Origin of the sequence: Nocardioides sp. YIM 152315 (assembly GCF_029210375.1) — a bacterium.
Lineage (GTDB): Bacteria > Actinomycetota > Actinomycetes > Propionibacteriales > Nocardioidaceae > Nocardioides.
On sequence record NZ_JARGER010000039.1, the window covers coordinates 37,771 to 55,757 of the forward strand.

The following is a 17,987-nucleotide window of genomic DNA, read 5'->3' on the forward strand; positions in this document are numbered from 1 at the left end:
GGACGGGCCGCGTAGGGTTTCCTCATGAGACGCCGCGCCGCCCTGGTCAGCGTGGTCGCGCTCGTCGCGGTCGGACTCACCGCCTGCGGCGACGACGGCGACGAGGAGCCGGCCGACACCGCGAGCACGGTGCCGACGCAGAGCCCGACGAGCGAGCCGCCCAGCATCCCGCCGTCGGAGAGCCCCGACGACGACCTCGGCCCACCGAAGGTCGTCGACACGATCGCGACCGGCTTGGCGACGCCGTGGGGCATCGCGTTCCTTCCGAACGGCGACGCGGTCGTCACCGAGCGGGACAGCACGCGGGTCCTGCTGCTCGAGGCGCCGTCGTACGACGTGCGCGAGATCGGCAGCATCGAGGACGCCGTGGGGCTCGGCGACCTCGGCGGCGAGGCGGGGCTCCTCGGCGTCGCGGTGTCGCCGTCGTTCGACCGCGACCGGATGCTGTTCTTCTACTTCAGCACCGACGGCGACAACCGCATCGTCAAGGCGCCGTTGCGCGACGGCAGGCTCGGCACGCCGCGGGTCATCCTCGACGGCATCCCGCAGGGGCACATCCACGACGGCGGCCGCCTGGCGTTCGGGCCCGACAACTACCTCTACGCCTCCACCGGCGAGACGGGTCAGCCCGAGCTCGCCCAGGACAAGGGCACCACCGCCGGCAAGATCCTGCGGATCACCGTCGACGGCAAGCCGGCTCCCGACAACCCGTTCCCGGGATCGCCGATCTGGTCGTTCGGTCACCGCAACGTGCAGGGTCTGGCCTTCGACGCCGACGGGCGCCTGTGGGCGTCGGAGTTCGGCGATAACCGGTTCGACGAGCTCAACCTGATCGAGCGCGGACGCAACTACGGCTGGCCGATGGTCGAGGGCCGGGCCGGTGACCAGGGCGGCGACGACCTGGTCGACCCGCAGGTCGTGTGGGACACCGACGTGGCGTCGCCGTCCGGCCTCGCGTACCTCGACGGACACCTGTGGCTCGCGTCGCTGCGTGGCGAGCGGCTCTGGCGGATCGAGACCGACGGCGACCGGGCCGGCGACCCGCAGGACTTCTTCGTGGGCGACTACGGCCGGATGCGCACCGTCGTCGTCGCGCCCGACGGCAACCTGTGGGTGTCGACGAGCAACCGCGACGGCCGCGGAGACCCCGCCGAGAACGACGACCGGATCCTGGTCATCCGCCCCTGACGACACCGGTCACGGTGGCGCGCCGGGCGCCGCGGCGCAGGGCGGCCAGGATCGCAGGCCCGAGCACCACGATCGCCACGGCGGTGGTGATCGCGCGCACGGTGTCCCAGCTGCCGGTCGAGGTCAGCAGCGTGTAGACGAGGAACGCGTGCAGGTTGTCGAGCACCGGCGCACCCGGCACGTAGGACAGCGAGCCCTCGTGGCCCTCCACCGCGATGCCGGCGATGAAGGGCCAGCCGGAGAGGTTCATGAAGATCCCGAAGAGGTACGACGCGGCCACGGCGTACGCCGCCAGTACGGCGATCTCGGCGCGCCCGGTGAGCCGGCGCGGCAGCAGTCCGGCGCCCATGCCGACCCAGGCCGCGCATAGCATCTGGTAGGGCAGCCACGGCCCGACGCCGGCCGTCATCAGCGCCGAGGCGAAGAGCGTGGTGCAGCCGAGCACGAACCCGAAGCCCGGCCCGAAGACCCGTCCCCCGAGGACCAGCAGGAAGAAGGTGAGCTCGACCCCGGCCGTGCCGGGCGAGACGCCGCGCAGGATCGCGCCGGCGGCGCTGAGCACGCCGAGGATCGCGAGCACGCGCGGGTCGAGGCCGCCCTCGTTGAGCTCGGCGAGCACCACCGCGATCACGACCGGCAGCAGGACGAGGAAGAGGAACGGCGGGTCGACCCTCTCCCCCGTGCCCGCGCGCAGCAGCAGCGGCCAGCAGAGCATCATCAGCCCGCCGAACGACGCGACGCCGAGCACCGCGGCCGAGCGCGGGGAGACGCGGACGGCGGGGTTCACAGCGCCGCCACGACCTCGTCGACGCGCAGCCACGGCGCGCCGAGCACCTTGGTGACCTGCGGGGCGAAGGCGGGGGACTCGGCGACCACCCGGCGCACCGGCCCGGACGACACGACCTCGCCCTCGGCGAGCACGACCACGTCGTCGGCGGCCTGCGCCACGAACTCCACGTCGTGCGTCGCGACGAGCACCGCGTGGCCGTCGCCGGCGAGGCCGCGCAGGATGCCCGCCAGCACGTGCTTGGCGGCGTAGTCGAGCCCACGCGTCGGCTCGTCGAGCAGCAGCAGCCGGGGCCGCGACACCAGCACGAGGGCGAGCGCGAGGGCGAGCCGCTGCCCCTCCGACAGGTCGCGTGGGTGCTGGTCGCCCGGGATGCCCGGCACGAGCCGGTCGAGCAGCGCCCGGCAAGCGCCGCTGCCACCGTCGGCGGCCGCGCACTCCTGGTCGACGGTCTCGAGGTAGAGCAGGTCGGCCGCGTTCTGGGGCACCAGGCCGACGAGCGCACGCCGCTCCGCGGGCTCGAGGCCGGCCGGGTCGCGGCCGTCGACGTCCACGCTCCCCGACGTACGCCGTCCGCTCCCCTGCACCGCCCACAGCAGCGACGACTTGCCCGATCCGTTGCGGCCCATCAGCGCGGTGACCCGGCCGGCGCCGAGGGCGAGGTCGAGTGCGCGGACGGCGACGGTGTGGCCGTGCACCACGTCGAGGCGGCGTACGACGGCGGCGGGCGTCGCCTCGGGTTCGGTGGCGACCGGCGGAGCGGCGAGTCGGAGGCCACGCGCCCGGCGGCGGGCGTCGCGGACGCTGAGCGGCAGCGGGTCCCATCCGGCCGCGCGGCCGAGCTCGACGATCGGCGGCACCACCGGCGAGGTGACCAGGAGCTCGCCGGGCGCGCCGACGGTCACCCGACCGTCACCGGTGAGCAGGCACATCCGGTCGACGAACGGCACCACACGCTCCAGCCGGTGCTCGGCCAGCAGCACCGAGACGCCGAGGTCGTGCACCAGTCGAGTCAGCGTCGCCAGCACCTCCTCGGCCGCGGTCGGATCTAGTGCCGACGTCGGCTCGTCGAGCACGAGGAGCCGCGGGTGCATGGTCAGCACCGCGCCGATCGCCACCCGCTGCTGCTGGCCGCCCGACAGCGTGCGCAGGTCGCGATGGCGCAGGTCGGCGATGCCGAGCAGGTCGAGCGTCTCCTCGACCCGGCGGCGCATCGTCTCCGGGGGCAGCCCGAGCTGCTCCATGCCGTAGGCGAGCTCCTCCTCGACGGTGTCGGTGACGAACCCGGCGGCGGGGTTCTGCCCGACGTACCCGATCGCGTGCGCGCGCTCCCGCGGCGGCCTGCGGACGATGCTGACGCCGTCGAGCAGCACGTCGCCGTCGAGGGTGCCGCCCGAGAAGCGCGGCACCAGGCCGGTGACGATGCCGAGCAGGGTCGACTTGCCGACCCCGGTCGGCCCGGAGACCAGCACCAGCTCGCCCTCGTCGACGTGCAGGTCGACGTCGGTGAGCACCGGAGCGGCGTCGTCGTACCCGAACCGGATCGCGCGCAGCTCGATCACGCGGCGACCTCCTCGGGGGCGGGTACGGCGAGCGCTGCGCGCGACTGCGGCGGCGAGCAGAGCGGGCCGAGCAGCGCGACCGCACCCGCGACGAGCGCGGCGACGCTGAGGGTCGGGACCGCGTCGAGCGGCGGGTAGGCGACGGCGACCTCGTGGCGGCTCATCCACCAGCCGAGCGCACCGACGACGACACCGGACGCGACCACGACCAGCTCGGGCCAGCGCCACGGGTCGGGACGGTAGCGGGTGCGCTCCACCCGGCGCCCCGCGCTGAGCAGCCCCGCGACCGCGGCGGCGGCGCCGAGCCCGAGCATGGGCAGCGCGAGGAGCCGCGGCGCGGTGCGGTCGAGGACGGCGTAGGTGCCGACGCAGATGCCGACCAGGCCCGCCAGCATCAGCGTCCCGGTCACCCGGCGCTGGGCCGGGGTCGCGCCGCCGGCGCGGCCGTACCCGCGGGTGTCCATGCCGGCGGCGAGCGCGAGCGACCGCTCGAGCGCGTCCTCGAGGACCGGGACCAGCAGCCGACGCAGCCGCCCGACCCGCCCGGTCTCCCCCGCGCGCAGCGACTGCGCCGCGCGCACCCGTCGCACGCTCTCGGCGAACTGCGGCAGCACCGTCACCGCGACCACCAGCGCCGTGCCGATCTCGTAGAGGGCGGGCGGCACGCTGCGGAGCAGCCGCTTGGGGTTCGCGAGCGAGTTGGCCGCCCCGACGCAGATCACGATCGTCGCGAGCCGCAGCCCGTCGTACAGCGCGAAGAGCAGCGCCTCCGCGTAGAGCGGCCCGAGGAGGGTGATGCCGGCGACCGAGTCGGGCAGCGGGACCCCGGGCAGGTCGAGCAGGACCCGGCCGCCGACCCAGCCGCCGAAGACCACCCGGAAGACCACCCGGATCACGATGATCGCGACGCCGAGCCAGACGTAGAGCCGGAAGGTTCGCCCCCACGGCTGGTCCGAGCGGCGCAGCGAGACCACCAGCGCCGCGACCCCGATCAGCATCAGCAGGATGAGCGGGTTCGTCGTGAACGACGCGGCGGTCGCGAGGCCGAGCGCCCACAACCACCAGGCGACCGGGTGCAGGTCGCGCGGCATCAGCTCGGCGTCCTGCGCCGGCGTACGACGGCGACGGCGGCGCCGGCCGCGAAGAGCACCGCCACGACGGTCGGTCCCACCCAGGTGGGCAGTCCGTCGTCGTCGGACTCGGCGGCCGTCGGCGTCGTCTCTCCGTCCTCGGGCAGCATCTCGGAGTCCACGCCGCCCGGCGACTTCGTCGGCTTCCCGGGATCGACGGTCGGCCGCCCGGATGCCTTGCCCGCCGGCTTCCTGGTCGCCGTGGTGACTGCGGTCGGCTCGGTGGGCTCGGTGGGCGTCGGGCTCGGGGCCGTGCTGGCACTCGCGCTCGCCGTGGGCGTGGGCGTGGCGGAGGGCTTCGGGGTCGGCTTCGGGGTCGGCTTCCGGGTCGGCTTCTGGGTCGGCTCGGCGGACGGCGACGAGGCCTTCTGGTGGACGGCGGGAGCGATACCAGGCTGGGACCGGGCGGAGCTGCCGGTCCAGGAGAGCGCCACGGACCCGCCGTCGGGCACGGTCTGGGAGCCGGCGCCGAGCGTGGCGTAGGTCCACCGGCTCGTGGCGCCGTCGGCCCAGTAGAGCCCCCAGTAGGCGTCCGCCGGCGGCGTGTTCACGCACGGGTCGGACGCCGGTTGGCCGGACACGCGGCACACGAACCCCGGCTGTCGCTGCACGAAGTCGAGGGCGAAGCCGGCCGCCTCGAAGAGCGAGGCGGCGTTGCGGCCGCCGCCGTCGGTGACACAGGCGCTCTGCACGCCGCCTCCGAGCTCGTGGAAGTCGACGACCACGCTGACCCCGTCGGCGCCCGAGCAGGTCGCGGCGGCAGCGGGCCCGGAGGGCAGCACCAGGCCCGCCGCCGCGGCGAGGAACACCGCGACGACGAGCTGGAGCGCCCTCCGAGCCATCGGCTCAGCAGCCCGAGAGGTACCGCAGGCCCGGGGCGGCCTGCGCCGTGGCACGCACCCACTGGCCCAGCGTCGCCTTGCGGATGCCGGCCTTCTCCGCGGCCTCGTCGTACGCGATCGCGCCGCTACCGCGACGCAGCCCGTTGACCCACGCCGCCGCGTCCTCGGCGGCGTCGCACTTCCCCGCGCGGCCGAGCGCCCAGGCGCCGAGACCGGTGCTGTTGCTGTTGCGGCCCTTGGTCGCCGTGCCGCCCCCGAGGCTGCCGTCGGCCTTCTGCTGCTGCACCAGCCACGCGACCGCGGCGTCGACCGCGGACTCGACGGCACGTGAGGGCTTGTCGATCGACTGCAGGTTGAGCACGGCGAGCGCGGTGGCGTCGGTGTCGGCCTTCCGGTCCCTCTTCCTCGCTCCGTCGCAGGTCTGGTCCTTCGCGTCGGCGTCGGCGAACAGAAGCCGGAAGTAGCCGGGCGCGCACTGCTGGCGGAGCAGGAAGCGTACGGCGGGCCGCGCCTTCCTCGACCCGGCCTCGCTGAGCCCGGCCGCTGCGTACGACTGGCCGATGACGTTGGCGTAGTCGGTGTCGGCGGTCTTGTCCTGGACGCGGCCGACGATGCCCTTCTCGGTGCTGACCCGGCCGGCGACCCGCTTGACGAGGTTGACGCCGCCGAAGTCCTTCGGGTCCGCGCCGACCGTCTGGGCGAAGACGAGGGCCTTGGCGGCGGAGCCGGCGAAGACGTCGCGGCTGCCGAAGTCGACGCCGGTGGTCCAGCTGTCGACGTGCTTCTGGAGCGCCCGGTCGACCTGGCGGACCGTCTTCTTCTGGCCGCCGATGACCGACAGCGCGGTGCCGAGGTCGGCCGTCAGCCCGTAGTCGTCGAACGTGAAGCCGTCCGAGGTGACGGAGACGACGCCCTTCTCGGGCTGCTTGGCCAGCCAGGCGGCGGACCTGTCGTCCGGTGCCGCCGAGGCGGCGGCCATCGTGCCGACCGCGAGCCCGAGCGCGACCGTGCCCGAGACGAGGCCCGCGGCGAGGCGAAGTGTGCGAGTCATGGGGTTTCCTTCCCGCTGCTCCAGCGGGGGCCCGGATCCCTCTCCCGGCGGCCACCCGCTGCTTTCCACGACAGCGTGTGATCAGGACGCGTCGTGACGGGTGCTCCGGCTCGCCGTTCCACGGTTGCGGGTCGGCCTACGGTTGCGGGTCAGCGCCGGACTCGGACCGGCTTCCCCCACCACGGGCGTGCATTGGTGTGTGCCCGGGCAGCATATCCCGCACGGGTCGTGGCCCCGCCCCCGTGTCAGGAGAGCTTCTCGAGGACGAGCTCGCGCACCCGGGCGGCGTCTGCCTGGCCCCGCATCTCCTTCATCACCGCGCCGATCAGCGCCCCCGCCGCGGCCACCTTGCCGTCGCGGATCTTCTCCGCGACGTCGGGGTTGGCGGCGATGGCGTTGTCGACCGCAGTCGAGAGCGCGCCTTCGTCGGAGACGATCGCGAGCCCGCGCGCGGCGACGACCTCGTCCGGGGTGCCCTCGCCGGCGAAGAGCCCGTCGAAGACCTGGCGGGCGAGCTTGTCGTTGAGGCTGCCCTCGTCGACCAGCGCCTGCACGCGGGCCACGTCGGCCGGGGTCACCGGCAGCGCGTCGACCAGGACGCCCTGCTCGTTGGCGCGCCGGGCGAGCTCGCCGAGCCACCACTTGCGCGCGGCCTGGGGCGTGGTGCCTGCGGCGATGGTCTGCTCGATCACGTTCAGGGCGCCGGCACCGACCGTGTCGCGCATCTCGAGGTCGGAGAAGCCCCACTCGGTCTGCAGCCGTGCCCGACGCGCGGTCGGGTTCTCGGGCAGCGTGCCGCGCAGCTCCTCGACCCACGCGCGGGTCGGGGCCACCGGGACCAGGTCGGGCTCCGGGAAGTAGCGGTAGTCCTCGGCGTCGGACTTCTCCCGGCCGCTGGTGGTGACGCCGGTGTCCTCGTGCCAGTGCCGGGTCTCCTGGAGGATCTTCTCGCCGCCCCCGAGCACCGCGGCGTGACGCGACATCTCGAAGCGCACCGCCCGCTCGACCGAGCGCAGCGAGTTCACGTTCTTGGTCTCGGTGCGGGTGCCCAGGACGCCCGAGTCCTTCGGCGACAGCGACAGGTTGACGTCGGCGCGGATCGAGCCCTGGTCCATCCGCGCGTCGGAGACGCCGAGCGCGACGATCAGGTCCCGCAGCTGGGCGACGTACGCCCGCGCGACCTCGGGAGCCTTCGCGCCGGCGCCGAGGATCGGCCTGGTGACGATCTCGATGAGCGGGATGCCGGCGCGGTTGTAGTCGACCAGGGAGTGGTCGGCGCCGTGGATGCGGCCGGTGGCGCCGCCGACGTGCAGCGACTTGCCCGTGTCCTCCTCCATGTGGGCGCGCTCGATCTCGACGCGGAAGGTCTCGCCCTCCACCTCGACGTCCATGAAGCCGTCGAAGCAGATCGGCTCGTCGTACTGCGACGTCTGGAAGTTCTTCGGCATGTCCGGGTAGAAGTAGTTCTTCCGCGCGAACCGGCACCACTCCGCGATCTCGCAGTTGAGCGCCAGCCCGATCCGGATCGCCGACTCCACGGCCTTGCCGTTGACCACCGGCATCGCGCCCGGCAGGCCCAGACAGGTCGGGCAGACCTGCGTGTTGGGCTCGGCGCCGAACTCGGTCGGGCAGCCGCAGAACATCTTCGACGCCGTGTTGAGCTCGACGTGGACCTCCAGGCCCATCGCGGGGTCGTACGACGTCAGCACGTCGTCGAAGGCAACGAGGGTGTCGGTCATGACAGGTTCTCCTCCGGAGGAACGAGCGGCCCGCCCCACTGGTCGAGCAGCGCGGCCTCGAGGGCGGCGCCGACCCGGTAGCAGCGGTCGTCGGCAAGGGCCGGGGCGAGGATCTGGAAGCCGGCGGGCAGGCCGTCCTCGTCGGCGAGGCCACTGGGCACCGAGATGCCCGGCACGCCCGCGAGGTTGGCGGGGATCGTCGCGAGGTCGTTGAGGTACATCGCGATCGGGTCGTCGAGCTTCTCTCCCAGCTTGAACGCCGTGGTCGGCGCGGTCGGCGAGACCAGCACGTCGGCCTGCTCGAACGCGGCCTCGAAGTCGCGCGAGATCAGCGTGCGCACCTTCTGCGCCTGGCCGTAGTAGGCGTCGTAGTAGCCGCTCGACAGGGCGTACGTGCCGAGGATGATGCGGCGCTTGACCTCGTCGCCGAAGCCGGCGTCACGGGTGGCGCGCATGACCTCCTCGGCGCTGGCGCCCTCCTCGGGCCAAACCCGCAGGCCGTAGCGCATGGCGTCGAACTTCGCGAGGTTGCTCGACGCCTCCGCCGGCAGGATGAGGTAGTACGTCGCGAGCGCGTGCACGAACGTCGGGCACGACACCTCGACGACCTCGGCGCCGGCCTTGACCAGCAGGTCGACGGACTCCCGGAAGCGCGTCAGCACACCCGGCTGCCAGCCGTCGCCGGACATCTCGGAGATGATGCCGATGCGCACGCCGGACAGGTCGCCGGACGCGCCCTGCCGCGCGGCCTCGACCAGCGGCGGGAGCGACTGGTCGATGCTGGTGGAGTCGAGCGGGTCGTGGCCACCGATCACCTCGTGCAACATCGCCGAGTCGAGGACGGTCCTGGTGACCGGGCCCGCCTGGTCGAGGGAGTTCGCGAGCGCGACGAGGCCGTAGCGGGACACCCCGCCGTAGGTCGGCTTCATGCCGACCGTCCCGGTCACCGCGCCCGGCTGGCGGATCGAGCCGCCGGTGTCGGTGCCGATCGCGAGCGGCGCCTCGAACGCCGCCACGGCCGCGGCCGAGCCGCCGCCGGAGCCACCGGGGATCCGGTCCAGGTCCCACGGGTTGCGGGTCGGGCCGTACGCCGAGTGCTCGGTCGAGCTGCCCATCGCGAACTCGTCCATGTTGGTCTTGCCGAGGATCGGCAGGCCGGCCTCCCTGAGGCGCCGCACCACGGTCGCGTCGTACGGCGGCACCCAGCCCTCGAGGATCTTCGATCCACAGGTCGTCGGCAGGCCCTCGGTGGTGAGCACGTCCTTGACCGCGATCGGCACCCCGTCGAGCGCCGACAGCGTGGTGCCCGCCGCGCGGCGAGCGTCGGACGCCTCGGCCACGGCCAGCGCGCCCTCGGCGTCGACGTGCAGGAACGCGTGCACGGCCCCGTCGACCTCGGCGATCCGGTCGAGGTGGGCTCGGGTGGCGGCGACGGAGGTCGTCTCGCCTGACGCGAGCGCGGCGGCCAGCTCGGCGGCGGTCCTCGTGATCACTGCTCCTCCCCCAGGATGCGCGGCACGGAGAAGCGCTGCTCCTCGACCTCCGGGGCGCCCGACAGCGCCTGCTCGGGCGTCAGGCACGCGACGACGACGTCCTCGCGGAAGACGTTCGTGAGCGGCAGCGCGTGCGAGGTCGGCGGGATGTCGTCACCGGCGGCGCCGCTGATCGAGGCCACCGACTCGAGGATCACCGACAGCTGCGGCGCCAGGTGGTCGAGCTCCTCGTCGGACAGGTCGATCCGGGCGAGGTTCGCCAGGTGCGCGACCTCGTCTCGGGTGATCTCAGGCATGGGGTCAATCCTAGGAGAGACTGCGCCCACCCAACCGATCGGGCCGACCACGCATCTTCGTCGGTGACCGCTCGAGGAGGATCGATGGCGAGAACGATGACGGACGACGCGTTCACCGAGTTCGTCCACGCGGCGTGGCCGGGCCTCTACCGCACGGCGTACCTCATGCTCGGCGATCACCAGCTCGCCGAGGACCTCACCCAGACGGCCCTGGCGAAGACCTACGGCTCGTGGCGGACCGTGAAGGATCCCGCCGCGGCGCCGGCGTACGCGCGCGTGGTGCTGGCGAACACCGCGGCCTCCTGGTTCCGGCGCCGGTCGTGGCGCAACGAGCAGCCGACCGCACAGCTGCCCGACGCCGGGGTCGAGCACGACCCGAGCACCCGCACCACCGTCGTCGACGCGCTCGCCACCCTCCCGCCGCGGCAACGCGCCGTCGTCGTGCTGCGCTACTACGACGACCTCAGCGTCCGCGACGTCGCCCACGCTCTCGGCATTTCCGAGGGCACCGTCAAGAGCCAGACCTCCGACGCGCTCGCCACGCTGCGGGACCTGCTGGGCGAGGCCGTGATCCCCATGACCGAAGGAGCTCGCCATGACTGAACGACTCGCCACCCTGCTGCGGACCGCGGCCGACGAGCTGGACGTGCCCACGCCTCCGGCCGCTGCCGTCGTCACCCGCGGTCACCGCCTCCGCCGGCGACGCCAGCTCCGCACCGGCATCGCCGTCGTCGCGATCGTGGCCGTCGCGAGCGTCGGGGCGGGGTACGCCGTCGGCCGGGTCGGCAGCGACGACGGGGCGGTCGAGCCGGCCGGCCCGGCGACCGGCCGCGGCGCGGTCTTCACCCTCGGGACCACGGTCTTCTACGACGGCGGCACCGAGCACGTCACCATCGACGACAAGGCCATCAAGTCGACCTACTACACCTCGGCCGGGCTGCTGGTCCGGCACGGCGAGAACAACTACAGCGACGGGGGCGGGCCCCAGCGGTTCTCGCTGGTGACCGAGGACGGCACCGTGCAGCACGTGTCGGTCGTCACCGAGGAGGTCGTGCCCGGCATCGACCCCGGCCAGCCCTACCTCGCCTATGCCGAGGTCGTGAAGGGTGAGGTGCAGGTGGTGCTGCACGACGTCTCCGCCGACGAGGAGGTCGCCCGCGTGTCGGTGCCGGACGCGGAGAGCTGGGGCGGCTGGTCGGCGCCACCGGTCGCGTTGAGTGGCGACATCGTCTACGTCGGCACGGACGACGTCGTGCGCACCGTCAACTGGCGCACCGGCGAGGTCGGCACGACCGACCGGCTCGCGCCGGGCTTCGTGAGCGTCCAGGGCGGACGCACCGTCGGCCGGGACGGCAAGCAGTCGACGGTGGTCGACGTCGCCACCGGCGAGGTGCTGCTGTCGGTCCCGTCCGGACGCTTCGGCTACCTCACGCTCTCGCCCGACGGTCGCTTCGCGACCATCTCAGCGGGCGCGGGCGGCGAATCCGTCGACGTCTACGACGTCGACGCCGGCACCCACGTCACGCTCGAAGGCGCGTCCTGGGACTACGGCTGGTCCCCCGACGGGAACCTCTTCAAGGTCGCCGACCGGCACGTCTTCACCTGCTCGACCGACACCGGCGAGTGCGCGGTCGGCGAGATGACCATCCCGAGGAGCGGCGGCGGCGTCGCACCGGACGACCTGCGCTACGGCAACCAGACCTACGAGTCCTGAGGCAGCGCGTCCGGGCCACCCTCCAGCAGCGCCTTGAAGCCGGCTTCGTCGAGGACGGGTACGCCGAGCTGCTCGGCCTTGTCGGCCTTGGAGCCGGCGTTGTCGCCGACCACGACGTAGTCGGTCTTCTTCGACACCGAGCCGGCGGCCTTGCCGCCACGGGCCAGGATCGCCTCCTTGGCGGAGTCTCGGCTGAAGTCGACCAGCGAGCCGGTGACCACGACGGTGAGGCCCTCCAACGTGCGCGGCACCGACTCGTCGCGCTGGTCCGCCATGGAGACCCCGGCGGCGTCCCACTTCTCGACGATCTCGACGTGCCACGGCACCTGGAACCACTCGATGACGGCCTCCGCGATCGTCGGCCCGACGCCCTCGGCCGCGGCGAGCTGCTCCTCGGTCGCGTCACGGATCGCGTCCATCGAGCCGAACTCCTGGGCCAGCGCCCGCGCCGCGGTCGGCCCGACGTGGCGGATCGAGAGCGCGACCAGCACCCGCCACAGCGGCACCTGCCTGGCCTTCGCGAGGTTGTCGAGCAGCCGCTGACCGTTGGCGCTCAGCTGAGGGCCGTCCTCGCCCTTCTTCGGGGCGCGGGTGAACAGCGGAGTCGCCAGCACACCGGCGGCGTCGAGGTCGAAGACGTCGCCCTCGTTGTCGATCACCTTCGCGTCGAGCAGCGCGACCGCGGCCTCGTAGCCGAGGCCCTCGATGTCGAAGGCGCCGCGGCCGGCGACGTGGAAGACCCGCTCTCGCACCTGCGCGGGACAGAACTGGTGATTGGGGCAGCGCCGGTCCTTGTCGCCCTCCCTCTGCTCGACCAGCGTCGTCCCGCAGGCCGGGCACTCGGTCGGGCCGACCCACGCCGCCAGGCCCTCGGGACGCATCGGCAGCACCGGGCCGAGGATCTCCGGGATCACGTCGCCGGCCTTGCGCAGGATGACGGTGTCGCCGGGCCGGACGTCCTTGCGCTCCACCTCGTGGTAGTTGTGCAGCGTGGCGTTCTCGACGGTCGAGCCGGCGACCCGGGTCGGCTCCATCACGCCGTACGGCGTGACGCGGCCGGTGCGCCCGACGTTGACGCGGATCTCGAGGAGCTTGGCGTTGACCTCCTCGGGCGGGTACTTGAAGGCGATCGCCCAGCGCGGCGCGCGGCTGGTGGAGCCGAGCCGGCGCTGGAGCGCCACGTCGTCGACCTTCACGACCACGCCGTCGATCTCGTAGGGGACGATCGTGTGCCGGTGCTCGCCGGCGTGCTCGATGTAGGCCTCGACCTCCTTCAGCGTCTGCACGACGCGCACCTGGTCGGAGATCGGCAGGCCCCAGGCGCGGAGCGCCTCGTAGGAGTGTGACTGCGCCTCCGGCTCGAAGCCGCGGCGCTCCCCGAGCCCGTGGCAGACCATGCCAAGCGCGCGGGTCGCGGTGACGCGCGGGTCCTTCTGGCGCAGCGAGCCGGCGGCCGAGTTGCGTGGGTTGGCGAACGGCGCCCTGCCGGCCTCGAGGAGCGAGTCGTTGAGTCGCTCGAACGCCTCGACGGGGAGGAACACCTCGCCGCGCACCTCGACCAGGTCGGGTACCGGGAAGTCGGCGGTGCCGGTGAGGCGGTCGGGGACCGAGTCGATCGTGCGCACGTTGGGCGTGACGTCCTCGCCGGTGGTGCCGTCGCCGCGGGTGAGTGCGCGCACCAGCCGTCCGCCCTCGTAGAGCAGGTTGATCGCGAGGCCGTCGACCTTGAGCTCGCACAGCAGCGCGGGCTCCTCGATGCCGTCGCGACCGAGCCGGGCGTACCAGCCCTCGAGCTCCTCGTAGGAGAACGCGTTGTCGAGGCTCTCCATCCGGCGCAGGTGGTCGACGGCGGTGAACTCGGTCGAGACCGCGCCGCCGACCTTCTGGGTCGGCGAGTCCGGGGTGCGCAGCTCGGGGAACTGCTCCTCGAGCGCCTCCAGGCGGCGCAGCCGCCGGTCGAAGTCGGCGTCGTCGATCGTCGGGCTGTCCAGCACGTAGTAGCGCCAGCGCGCGTCCTCGATCTCCTCCGCCAGCCGGCGGTGCTCCTCCCGGACCTCGGCGGGGGCGGCGTCGACCTCTGCGGCCACGGTGGCGTCGGGCGGCGTGCTCATGCCCCGCATTCTGCCGCGCCGCGCCGACACCGGACCCCGCGCCCGCCGCACGCCGGCCGGGCGCGGGCCCGCGAACGCTCCGGTCTAGACCGGCGCCCCGCCCCCGGGGAAGAAATCCGAGAAATATCGGCTTGGCCGGAATGACGGCGCGTGCTTACGCTGTTCCGCATGGAACGAAACCGTTTCGTTTCATCCAGGTAGCAGCCGACAGCCCGAGGACCGCAATGACCCCCAGTGCCGAACGCCCCCGCGTCGAGGGCGACCGCGAGCAGGAGATCTTCGACGCGACCCTCGACGTGCTCGCCGAGTCCGGCTACGACCGCCTCACCATGGACGCCGTCGCCGCCAAGGCGAAGGCCTCCAAGGCGACCCTCTACCGCCGGTGGACCAACAAGGTCAGCCTGGTGATCGAGGCGCTCCAGCACGACAAGGGCACGCTCGACGTACCTGACTCCGGCTCGCTGCGCGACGACCTGTGCGCCGCCTTCTGCGGCATCGGCGGACTCACGGACGTCCACACCGTCGCGACGTTCTCCAGCGTGCTGACCGCGATCTCCCGCGACGCCGACTTCGCCGAGGCCTTCCGCCGCGGCGTCGTCGGACCCAAGCTCGCCGTCTCGCGCGAGATCTGGGAACGCGCCCGGCAGCGCGGGGAGCTGCGCGACGACGTCGATCTCGACCTGCTCGAGCCCGCGCTGGCCGGCATCGTCCTGCACCGCCTCTTCATCCTCGGCGAGTGCCCCGACCCCGACACGATCACCCGCGTGATCGACCAGATCATCCTGCCGGCCGCGACCCGCGGTCCGGCGTCCTGACCCGACTCCCACCCTGAGTCCGACGAGGAAGACGAGACGACCATGACCGACGTGATGACGCCCGAGGAGCATGCCTCGGGCAGGAAGCTCCATCTGGGGTGGGCCCTCGTGCTCATCTCGGTGGCCCAGCTGATGGTGGTGCTCGACGGCACCATCGTGAACATCGCCCTGCCCTTCATCCAGCACGACCTGGACATCGCCGACGCCAACCTCCGCTGGGTGGTCACCGGCTACGCGCTCGCCTTCGGCAGCCTGCTGCTGCTCGGCGGCCGACTCGGCGACCTCTACGGCCGCCGCCGCGTCTTCATGGTCGGCCTGGTGATCTTCGGTGTGGCGTCGTTGCTCGGCGGACTCGCCACCAACGAGCCGCTGCTGCTCGCGGCCCGTGCCCTGCAGGGCCTCGGCGCGGCCCTCGCCTCCCCCGCCGCGCTGGCGCTGATCGCCACGACCTTCCCGGCCGGCCCGCCGCGCAACCGCGCGTTCGCCGTGTACGCCGCGATGTCCGGCGTCGGCGCGGCCGTCGGCCTGCTGCTGGGCGGCTGGCTGACCGGGCTCGACAGCGTGCTCGGCTTCGACGTCGAGGGCTGGCGCCTCACGCTGCTGATCAACACCCCGATCGGCATCGTCACGGCGCTGCTCGCGCCGCGCTTCCTCAACGAGAGCGAGTCGCACCCCGGTGAGCTCGACCTGCCCGGTGCCGTCACCGGCACCCTCGGCCTGCTCGGCCTCGTCTTCGGCATCAGCCGCGCCGGCACCGACGGCTGGGGCGACACCTGGACGATCGCCAGCATCGCCGCGGGCGTGGTGCTGCTCGCGGCGTTCCTGCTCCTCGAGCGCCGGGTCGCGCACCCGTTGCTGCCGGTCCGCGTGTTCGCCAACCGCACCCGCGCCGCCAGCTTCGTGGCGATGTTCTTCGCCCCGGCCGCGATGTTCGCGATGTTCTTCTACCTCAGCCAGTACATCCAGACGGTCATGGGCTACAGCCCGATCGAGGCGGGCGTCGCGTTCCTCCCCTTCTGCGTCGGACTGGTCCTCGCCGCGGGCGTCTCGTCGAGCCTGGCCAGCCGGTTCGACCCCCGGGTGCTGGCCGGCGTCGGCACCCTGATGGCGGCGGGCGCGCTGCTCGGCTTCTCCCGCCTGCCCAACGACACCTCCATCCCGATGCAGGACGTCCAGGGCAGCTACGTGACCGACCTGCTGCCGTTCATCGTGCTGATGGCGTTCGGCATGGGCATGACCTTCGTCCCGCTGACGCTCACCGCCGTGCACCACCTGCGCGCCGAGGACTCCGGCATCGGCTCCGGCGTGCTCAACACGATGCAGCAGATCGGCGGTGCGCTCGGCCTGTCCCTGCTCGGCACCATCGCCACGCAGACGATGGACGACCTGGCCGCGACGCTGCAGAAGGCCGTCGCCGCCGCCGGCGTGCCGGTCGACGAGGCGCAGCTGACGGTCGCCCAGCACCAGATCTTCACCGCCGGTGCGAGCGACGCGTTCCTGCTCGGCGCCGGCCTGATGCTCGTCGCGTCGGTGGTCACCTGGGTCTTCCTCACCGTGAAGCACCAGGAGCTCGCCACCGACGGACCGGAGGCCGCACCGGTCCACGTGTGAGCTGAAATGACGCTGACCCGCCCGAAAGTTTCGGGCGGGTCAGCGTCATTTCAGGGGGCGAGAGCGTCCTCGAGCGCCTTGATGAACGCCGGGATGTCGTTCGGGTCGCGACTGGTGATGAGCGTGCCGTCGACGACGACCTCCTCGTCGATCCAGGTGCCGCCGGCGTTGCGTACGTCGTCGGCCAGCGAGGCGTAGCTGGTCAGCCGCCGGCCGCGGGCCAGACCTGCGGACACCAGGAGCCACGGTCCGTGGCAGATCACGGCCAGCGGCTTGCCGTCCTCGACGGCCTGCTTGACGATCTGCTGCGCCCGCTCCTCGGTGCGGATCCGGTCGGCGTTCACGGTGCCGCCGGGCACCACGACCGCGTCGACCGAGCCGACGTCGAGGTCGTCGAGCGTGCCGTCGACGTCGACCTTCTGCGTCGGCTTCGTGTCGCCCTCGACGGCCTGGATCGGATCGGTGCCGGTCGAGTGGATCAGCACGGTCGCGCCCGCCTCGCGCAGCGCGTGGCGAGGCTTGACGAGCTCGGCCTCCTCGAAGAAGTCGGTCGCGATGATGGCCACGGTCCTGCCGGTCAGGTCACTCATGCCGACGCGGTACCCGGCCGCGTCAGCCCGACACGTGGGTGGCAGCCGCGCGCGCCAGCCCGAGCGCACGCCGAGCCCACGCCGGCGAGGCACCGGCCAGACCGCAGGCCGGGGTGACGACGAGCCGATCGCCGACCCCGGCGGGGTCGAGCCCGAGCATGTCGAGCCACCGCAGCACGGACTCGGTCAGCTGGGCATCGGTCGTCGGCGTGGCCGGGTCGAGGGTCGGTACGGCGCCGAGCGCGACCGACTCCCCTGCCTCGAGCGCCTCGGCGAGCGCGTCGTGGTCGGCCGCCGTCAGCGTCGCGAGGTCGACCGACAGGCCGAGCGCCCCCGCCTTGCGCAGCACCGGCCACGGCACGTCGGCCGCGCACGAGTGCACCCAGGGCTCGGCACCCGCGTCGGCGATCGCCGCGAGCACCCACTCCACGGCGGCGGACGCCTCGGGCAGGTCGACGCTGCGGTGCTTGTGGAAGCCGGAGGCCGTCGGGACCCTGCCGTCCAGGACCGCCGCCAGCGCGGGCTCGTCGACCTGCACGACGAGCCGCTCGACGTCGGACAGCCGGCGGCGCACGTCCGCGACGTGGCCGCGCAGGCCCTCCGCCAGCGCCTGGGCGAGCTCGCGCCGCGCCCCGACGTCGGCGAGCACCTTGTCGCCGCGCGGGCGCTCCACGGTCGCCGCCAGCGTCCACGGGCCGGCCACCTGGACCTTGAACACGCCGGCGAAGCCCTGTGCCTGCTCCTCGAGCCCGTCGAGGTCCTGGGCCAGCAGGCTGCGGGCCCTGCGCTGGTCGACGCCGCCGCCTCCCCCGGTCAGCCGCCACCCCGCCGGCTGCAGGTCGGCGCCGAGCTCGGCCACGATCGCCAGCGCCCGGCCGGTCATCGTCGCGGTCGCGCCGCGGCCCGGCACCTCGGGCAGGTGCGGGAGGTCGGGCAGCTCACCGAGGACGACCCGCAGCGCCTCGTCGTACGCCTGCTGGTCGTCGCCGGGCATGGACCCGACGCCGGTGGCCGTCACCATGGCCGCCCGCCACGGCCGGTGGGCGGGGGGCGTTGAG

General features: G+C 73.2%; 16 protein-coding genes and 1 riboswitch. Of the genes, 5 read left to right on the forward strand and 11 right to left on the reverse strand.

The annotated features are described in order from the left end of the window. Nucleotides 1-24 precede the first annotated feature (24 nt). A complete protein-coding gene (locus tag PZ894_RS16585) occupies nt 25-1,188 on the forward strand; it encodes a PQQ-dependent sugar dehydrogenase (RefSeq protein ID WP_275746482.1) in 1,164 nt (387 codons plus the stop codon). Here the strand turns inward: PZ894_RS16585 and PZ894_RS16590 are convergent. The 8 genes from PZ894_RS16590 to gatC all read right to left on the reverse strand — a co-directional run bounded on the left by PZ894_RS16590 (nt 1,175) and on the right by gatC (nt 10,088). Further along, a complete protein-coding gene (locus PZ894_RS16590; protein WP_275746484.1) occupies nt 1,175-1,975 on the reverse strand; it encodes an ECF transporter S component in 801 nt (266 codons plus the stop codon). The two genes, PZ894_RS16585 and PZ894_RS16590, sit on opposite strands and share 14 nt — an antisense overlap. Further along, entirely contained in the window at nt 1,972-3,537 is a 1,566-nt protein-coding gene (locus PZ894_RS16595) for an ABC transporter ATP-binding protein (protein ID WP_275746485.1), read from the reverse strand. The genes PZ894_RS16590 and PZ894_RS16595 overlap by 4 nt, the downstream gene beginning before the upstream one ends. Next, complete coding sequence (locus tag PZ894_RS16600; RefSeq protein WP_275746486.1) at nt 3,534-4,628, reverse strand: energy-coupling factor transporter transmembrane component T; 1,095 nt, start codon at nt 4,626-4,628, stop codon at nt 3,534-3,536. The genes PZ894_RS16595 and PZ894_RS16600 overlap by 4 nt, the downstream gene beginning before the upstream one ends. Then, complete coding sequence (locus PZ894_RS16605) at nt 4,628-5,509, reverse strand: hypothetical protein (protein WP_275746487.1); 882 nt, start codon at nt 5,507-5,509, stop codon at nt 4,628-4,630. Before PZ894_RS16605 ends, PZ894_RS16600 begins: the two co-directional genes overlap by 1 nt. Nucleotides 5,510-5,513: 4 nt before the next feature. After that, nucleotides 5,514-6,560, reverse strand: coding sequence for a hypothetical protein (locus PZ894_RS16610; protein ID WP_275746489.1), 1,047 nt, complete (start codon nt 6,558-6,560; stop codon nt 5,514-5,516). Between the two features lie 77 nt (nt 6,561-6,637). After that, nucleotides 6,638-6,759: riboswitch (cobalamin riboswitch) on the reverse strand. A 46-nt stretch (nt 6,760-6,805) separates the two neighbouring features. Beyond that, the gene (gatB, locus tag PZ894_RS16615; RefSeq protein ID WP_275746490.1) at nt 6,806-8,299 is read right to left on the reverse strand and encodes an Asp-tRNA(Asn)/Glu-tRNA(Gln) amidotransferase subunit GatB; all 1,494 of its coding nucleotides are present in this window, start codon (nt 8,297-8,299) and stop codon (nt 6,806-6,808) included. Next, entirely contained in the window at nt 8,296-9,792 is a 1,497-nt protein-coding gene (gene gatA, locus PZ894_RS16620) for an Asp-tRNA(Asn)/Glu-tRNA(Gln) amidotransferase subunit GatA (RefSeq protein WP_275746492.1), read from the reverse strand. The genes gatB and gatA overlap by 4 nt, the downstream gene beginning before the upstream one ends. Beyond that, nucleotides 9,789-10,088 (reverse strand): Asp-tRNA(Asn)/Glu-tRNA(Gln) amidotransferase subunit GatC, encoded by a 300-nt coding sequence (gene gatC, locus PZ894_RS16625; protein WP_275746493.1) that lies wholly within the window; start codon nt 10,086-10,088, stop codon nt 9,789-9,791. Before gatC ends, gatA begins: the two co-directional genes overlap by 4 nt. Before the next feature lie 84 nt (nt 10,089-10,172). Between gatC and PZ894_RS16630 the strand changes: the two genes are divergently transcribed. Together PZ894_RS16630 and PZ894_RS16635 are read left to right on the forward strand one after the other, a co-directional pair. Then, nucleotides 10,173-10,691 (forward strand): SigE family RNA polymerase sigma factor, encoded by a 519-nt coding sequence (locus PZ894_RS16630; protein WP_275746494.1) that lies wholly within the window; start codon nt 10,173-10,175, stop codon nt 10,689-10,691. After that, on the forward strand, nt 10,684-11,802 hold the full coding sequence (locus tag PZ894_RS16635; protein ID WP_275746495.1) for a hypothetical protein: 1,119 nt from the start codon (nt 10,684-10,686) through the stop codon (nt 11,800-11,802). Before PZ894_RS16630 ends, PZ894_RS16635 begins: the two co-directional genes overlap by 8 nt. Here the strand turns inward: PZ894_RS16635 and ligA are convergent. After that, on the reverse strand, nt 11,790-13,913 hold the full coding sequence (gene ligA, locus PZ894_RS16640; RefSeq protein ID WP_275746496.1) for an NAD-dependent DNA ligase LigA: 2,124 nt from the start codon (nt 13,911-13,913) through the stop codon (nt 11,790-11,792). The genes PZ894_RS16635 and ligA overlap by 13 nt on opposite strands. Nucleotides 13,914-14,137: 224 nt before the next feature. On the opposite strand from ligA, the gene PZ894_RS16645 reads away from it, so the two are divergent. Together PZ894_RS16645 and PZ894_RS16650 are read left to right on the forward strand one after the other, a co-directional pair. Beyond that, on the forward strand, nt 14,138-14,728 hold the full coding sequence (locus PZ894_RS16645) for a TetR/AcrR family transcriptional regulator (RefSeq protein ID WP_275746498.1): 591 nt from the start codon (nt 14,138-14,140) through the stop codon (nt 14,726-14,728). A gap of 42 nt (nt 14,729-14,770) precedes the next feature. Next, nucleotides 14,771-16,339 carry an MFS transporter gene (locus PZ894_RS16650; RefSeq protein WP_275746500.1) on the forward strand — a complete coding sequence of 523 codons (1,569 nt, stop codon included), beginning with the start codon at nt 14,771-14,773 and terminating at the stop codon, nt 16,337-16,339. Between the two features lie 50 nt (nt 16,340-16,389). Here PZ894_RS16650 and PZ894_RS16655 read toward each other — a convergent pair whose 3' ends face one another. Together PZ894_RS16655 and PZ894_RS16660 are read right to left on the reverse strand one after the other, a co-directional pair. Continuing rightward, nucleotides 16,390-16,929 carry a type 1 glutamine amidotransferase domain-containing protein gene (locus tag PZ894_RS16655; RefSeq protein ID WP_275746502.1) on the reverse strand — a complete coding sequence of 180 codons (540 nt, stop codon included), beginning with the start codon at nt 16,927-16,929 and terminating at the stop codon, nt 16,390-16,392. Nucleotides 16,930-16,951: 22 nt separating this feature from the next. Next, the gene (locus PZ894_RS16660) at nt 16,952-17,950 is read right to left on the reverse strand and encodes a methionine synthase (RefSeq protein WP_275746503.1); all 999 of its coding nucleotides are present in this window, start codon (nt 17,948-17,950) and stop codon (nt 16,952-16,954) included. Nucleotides 17,951-17,987 lie beyond the last annotated feature (37 nt).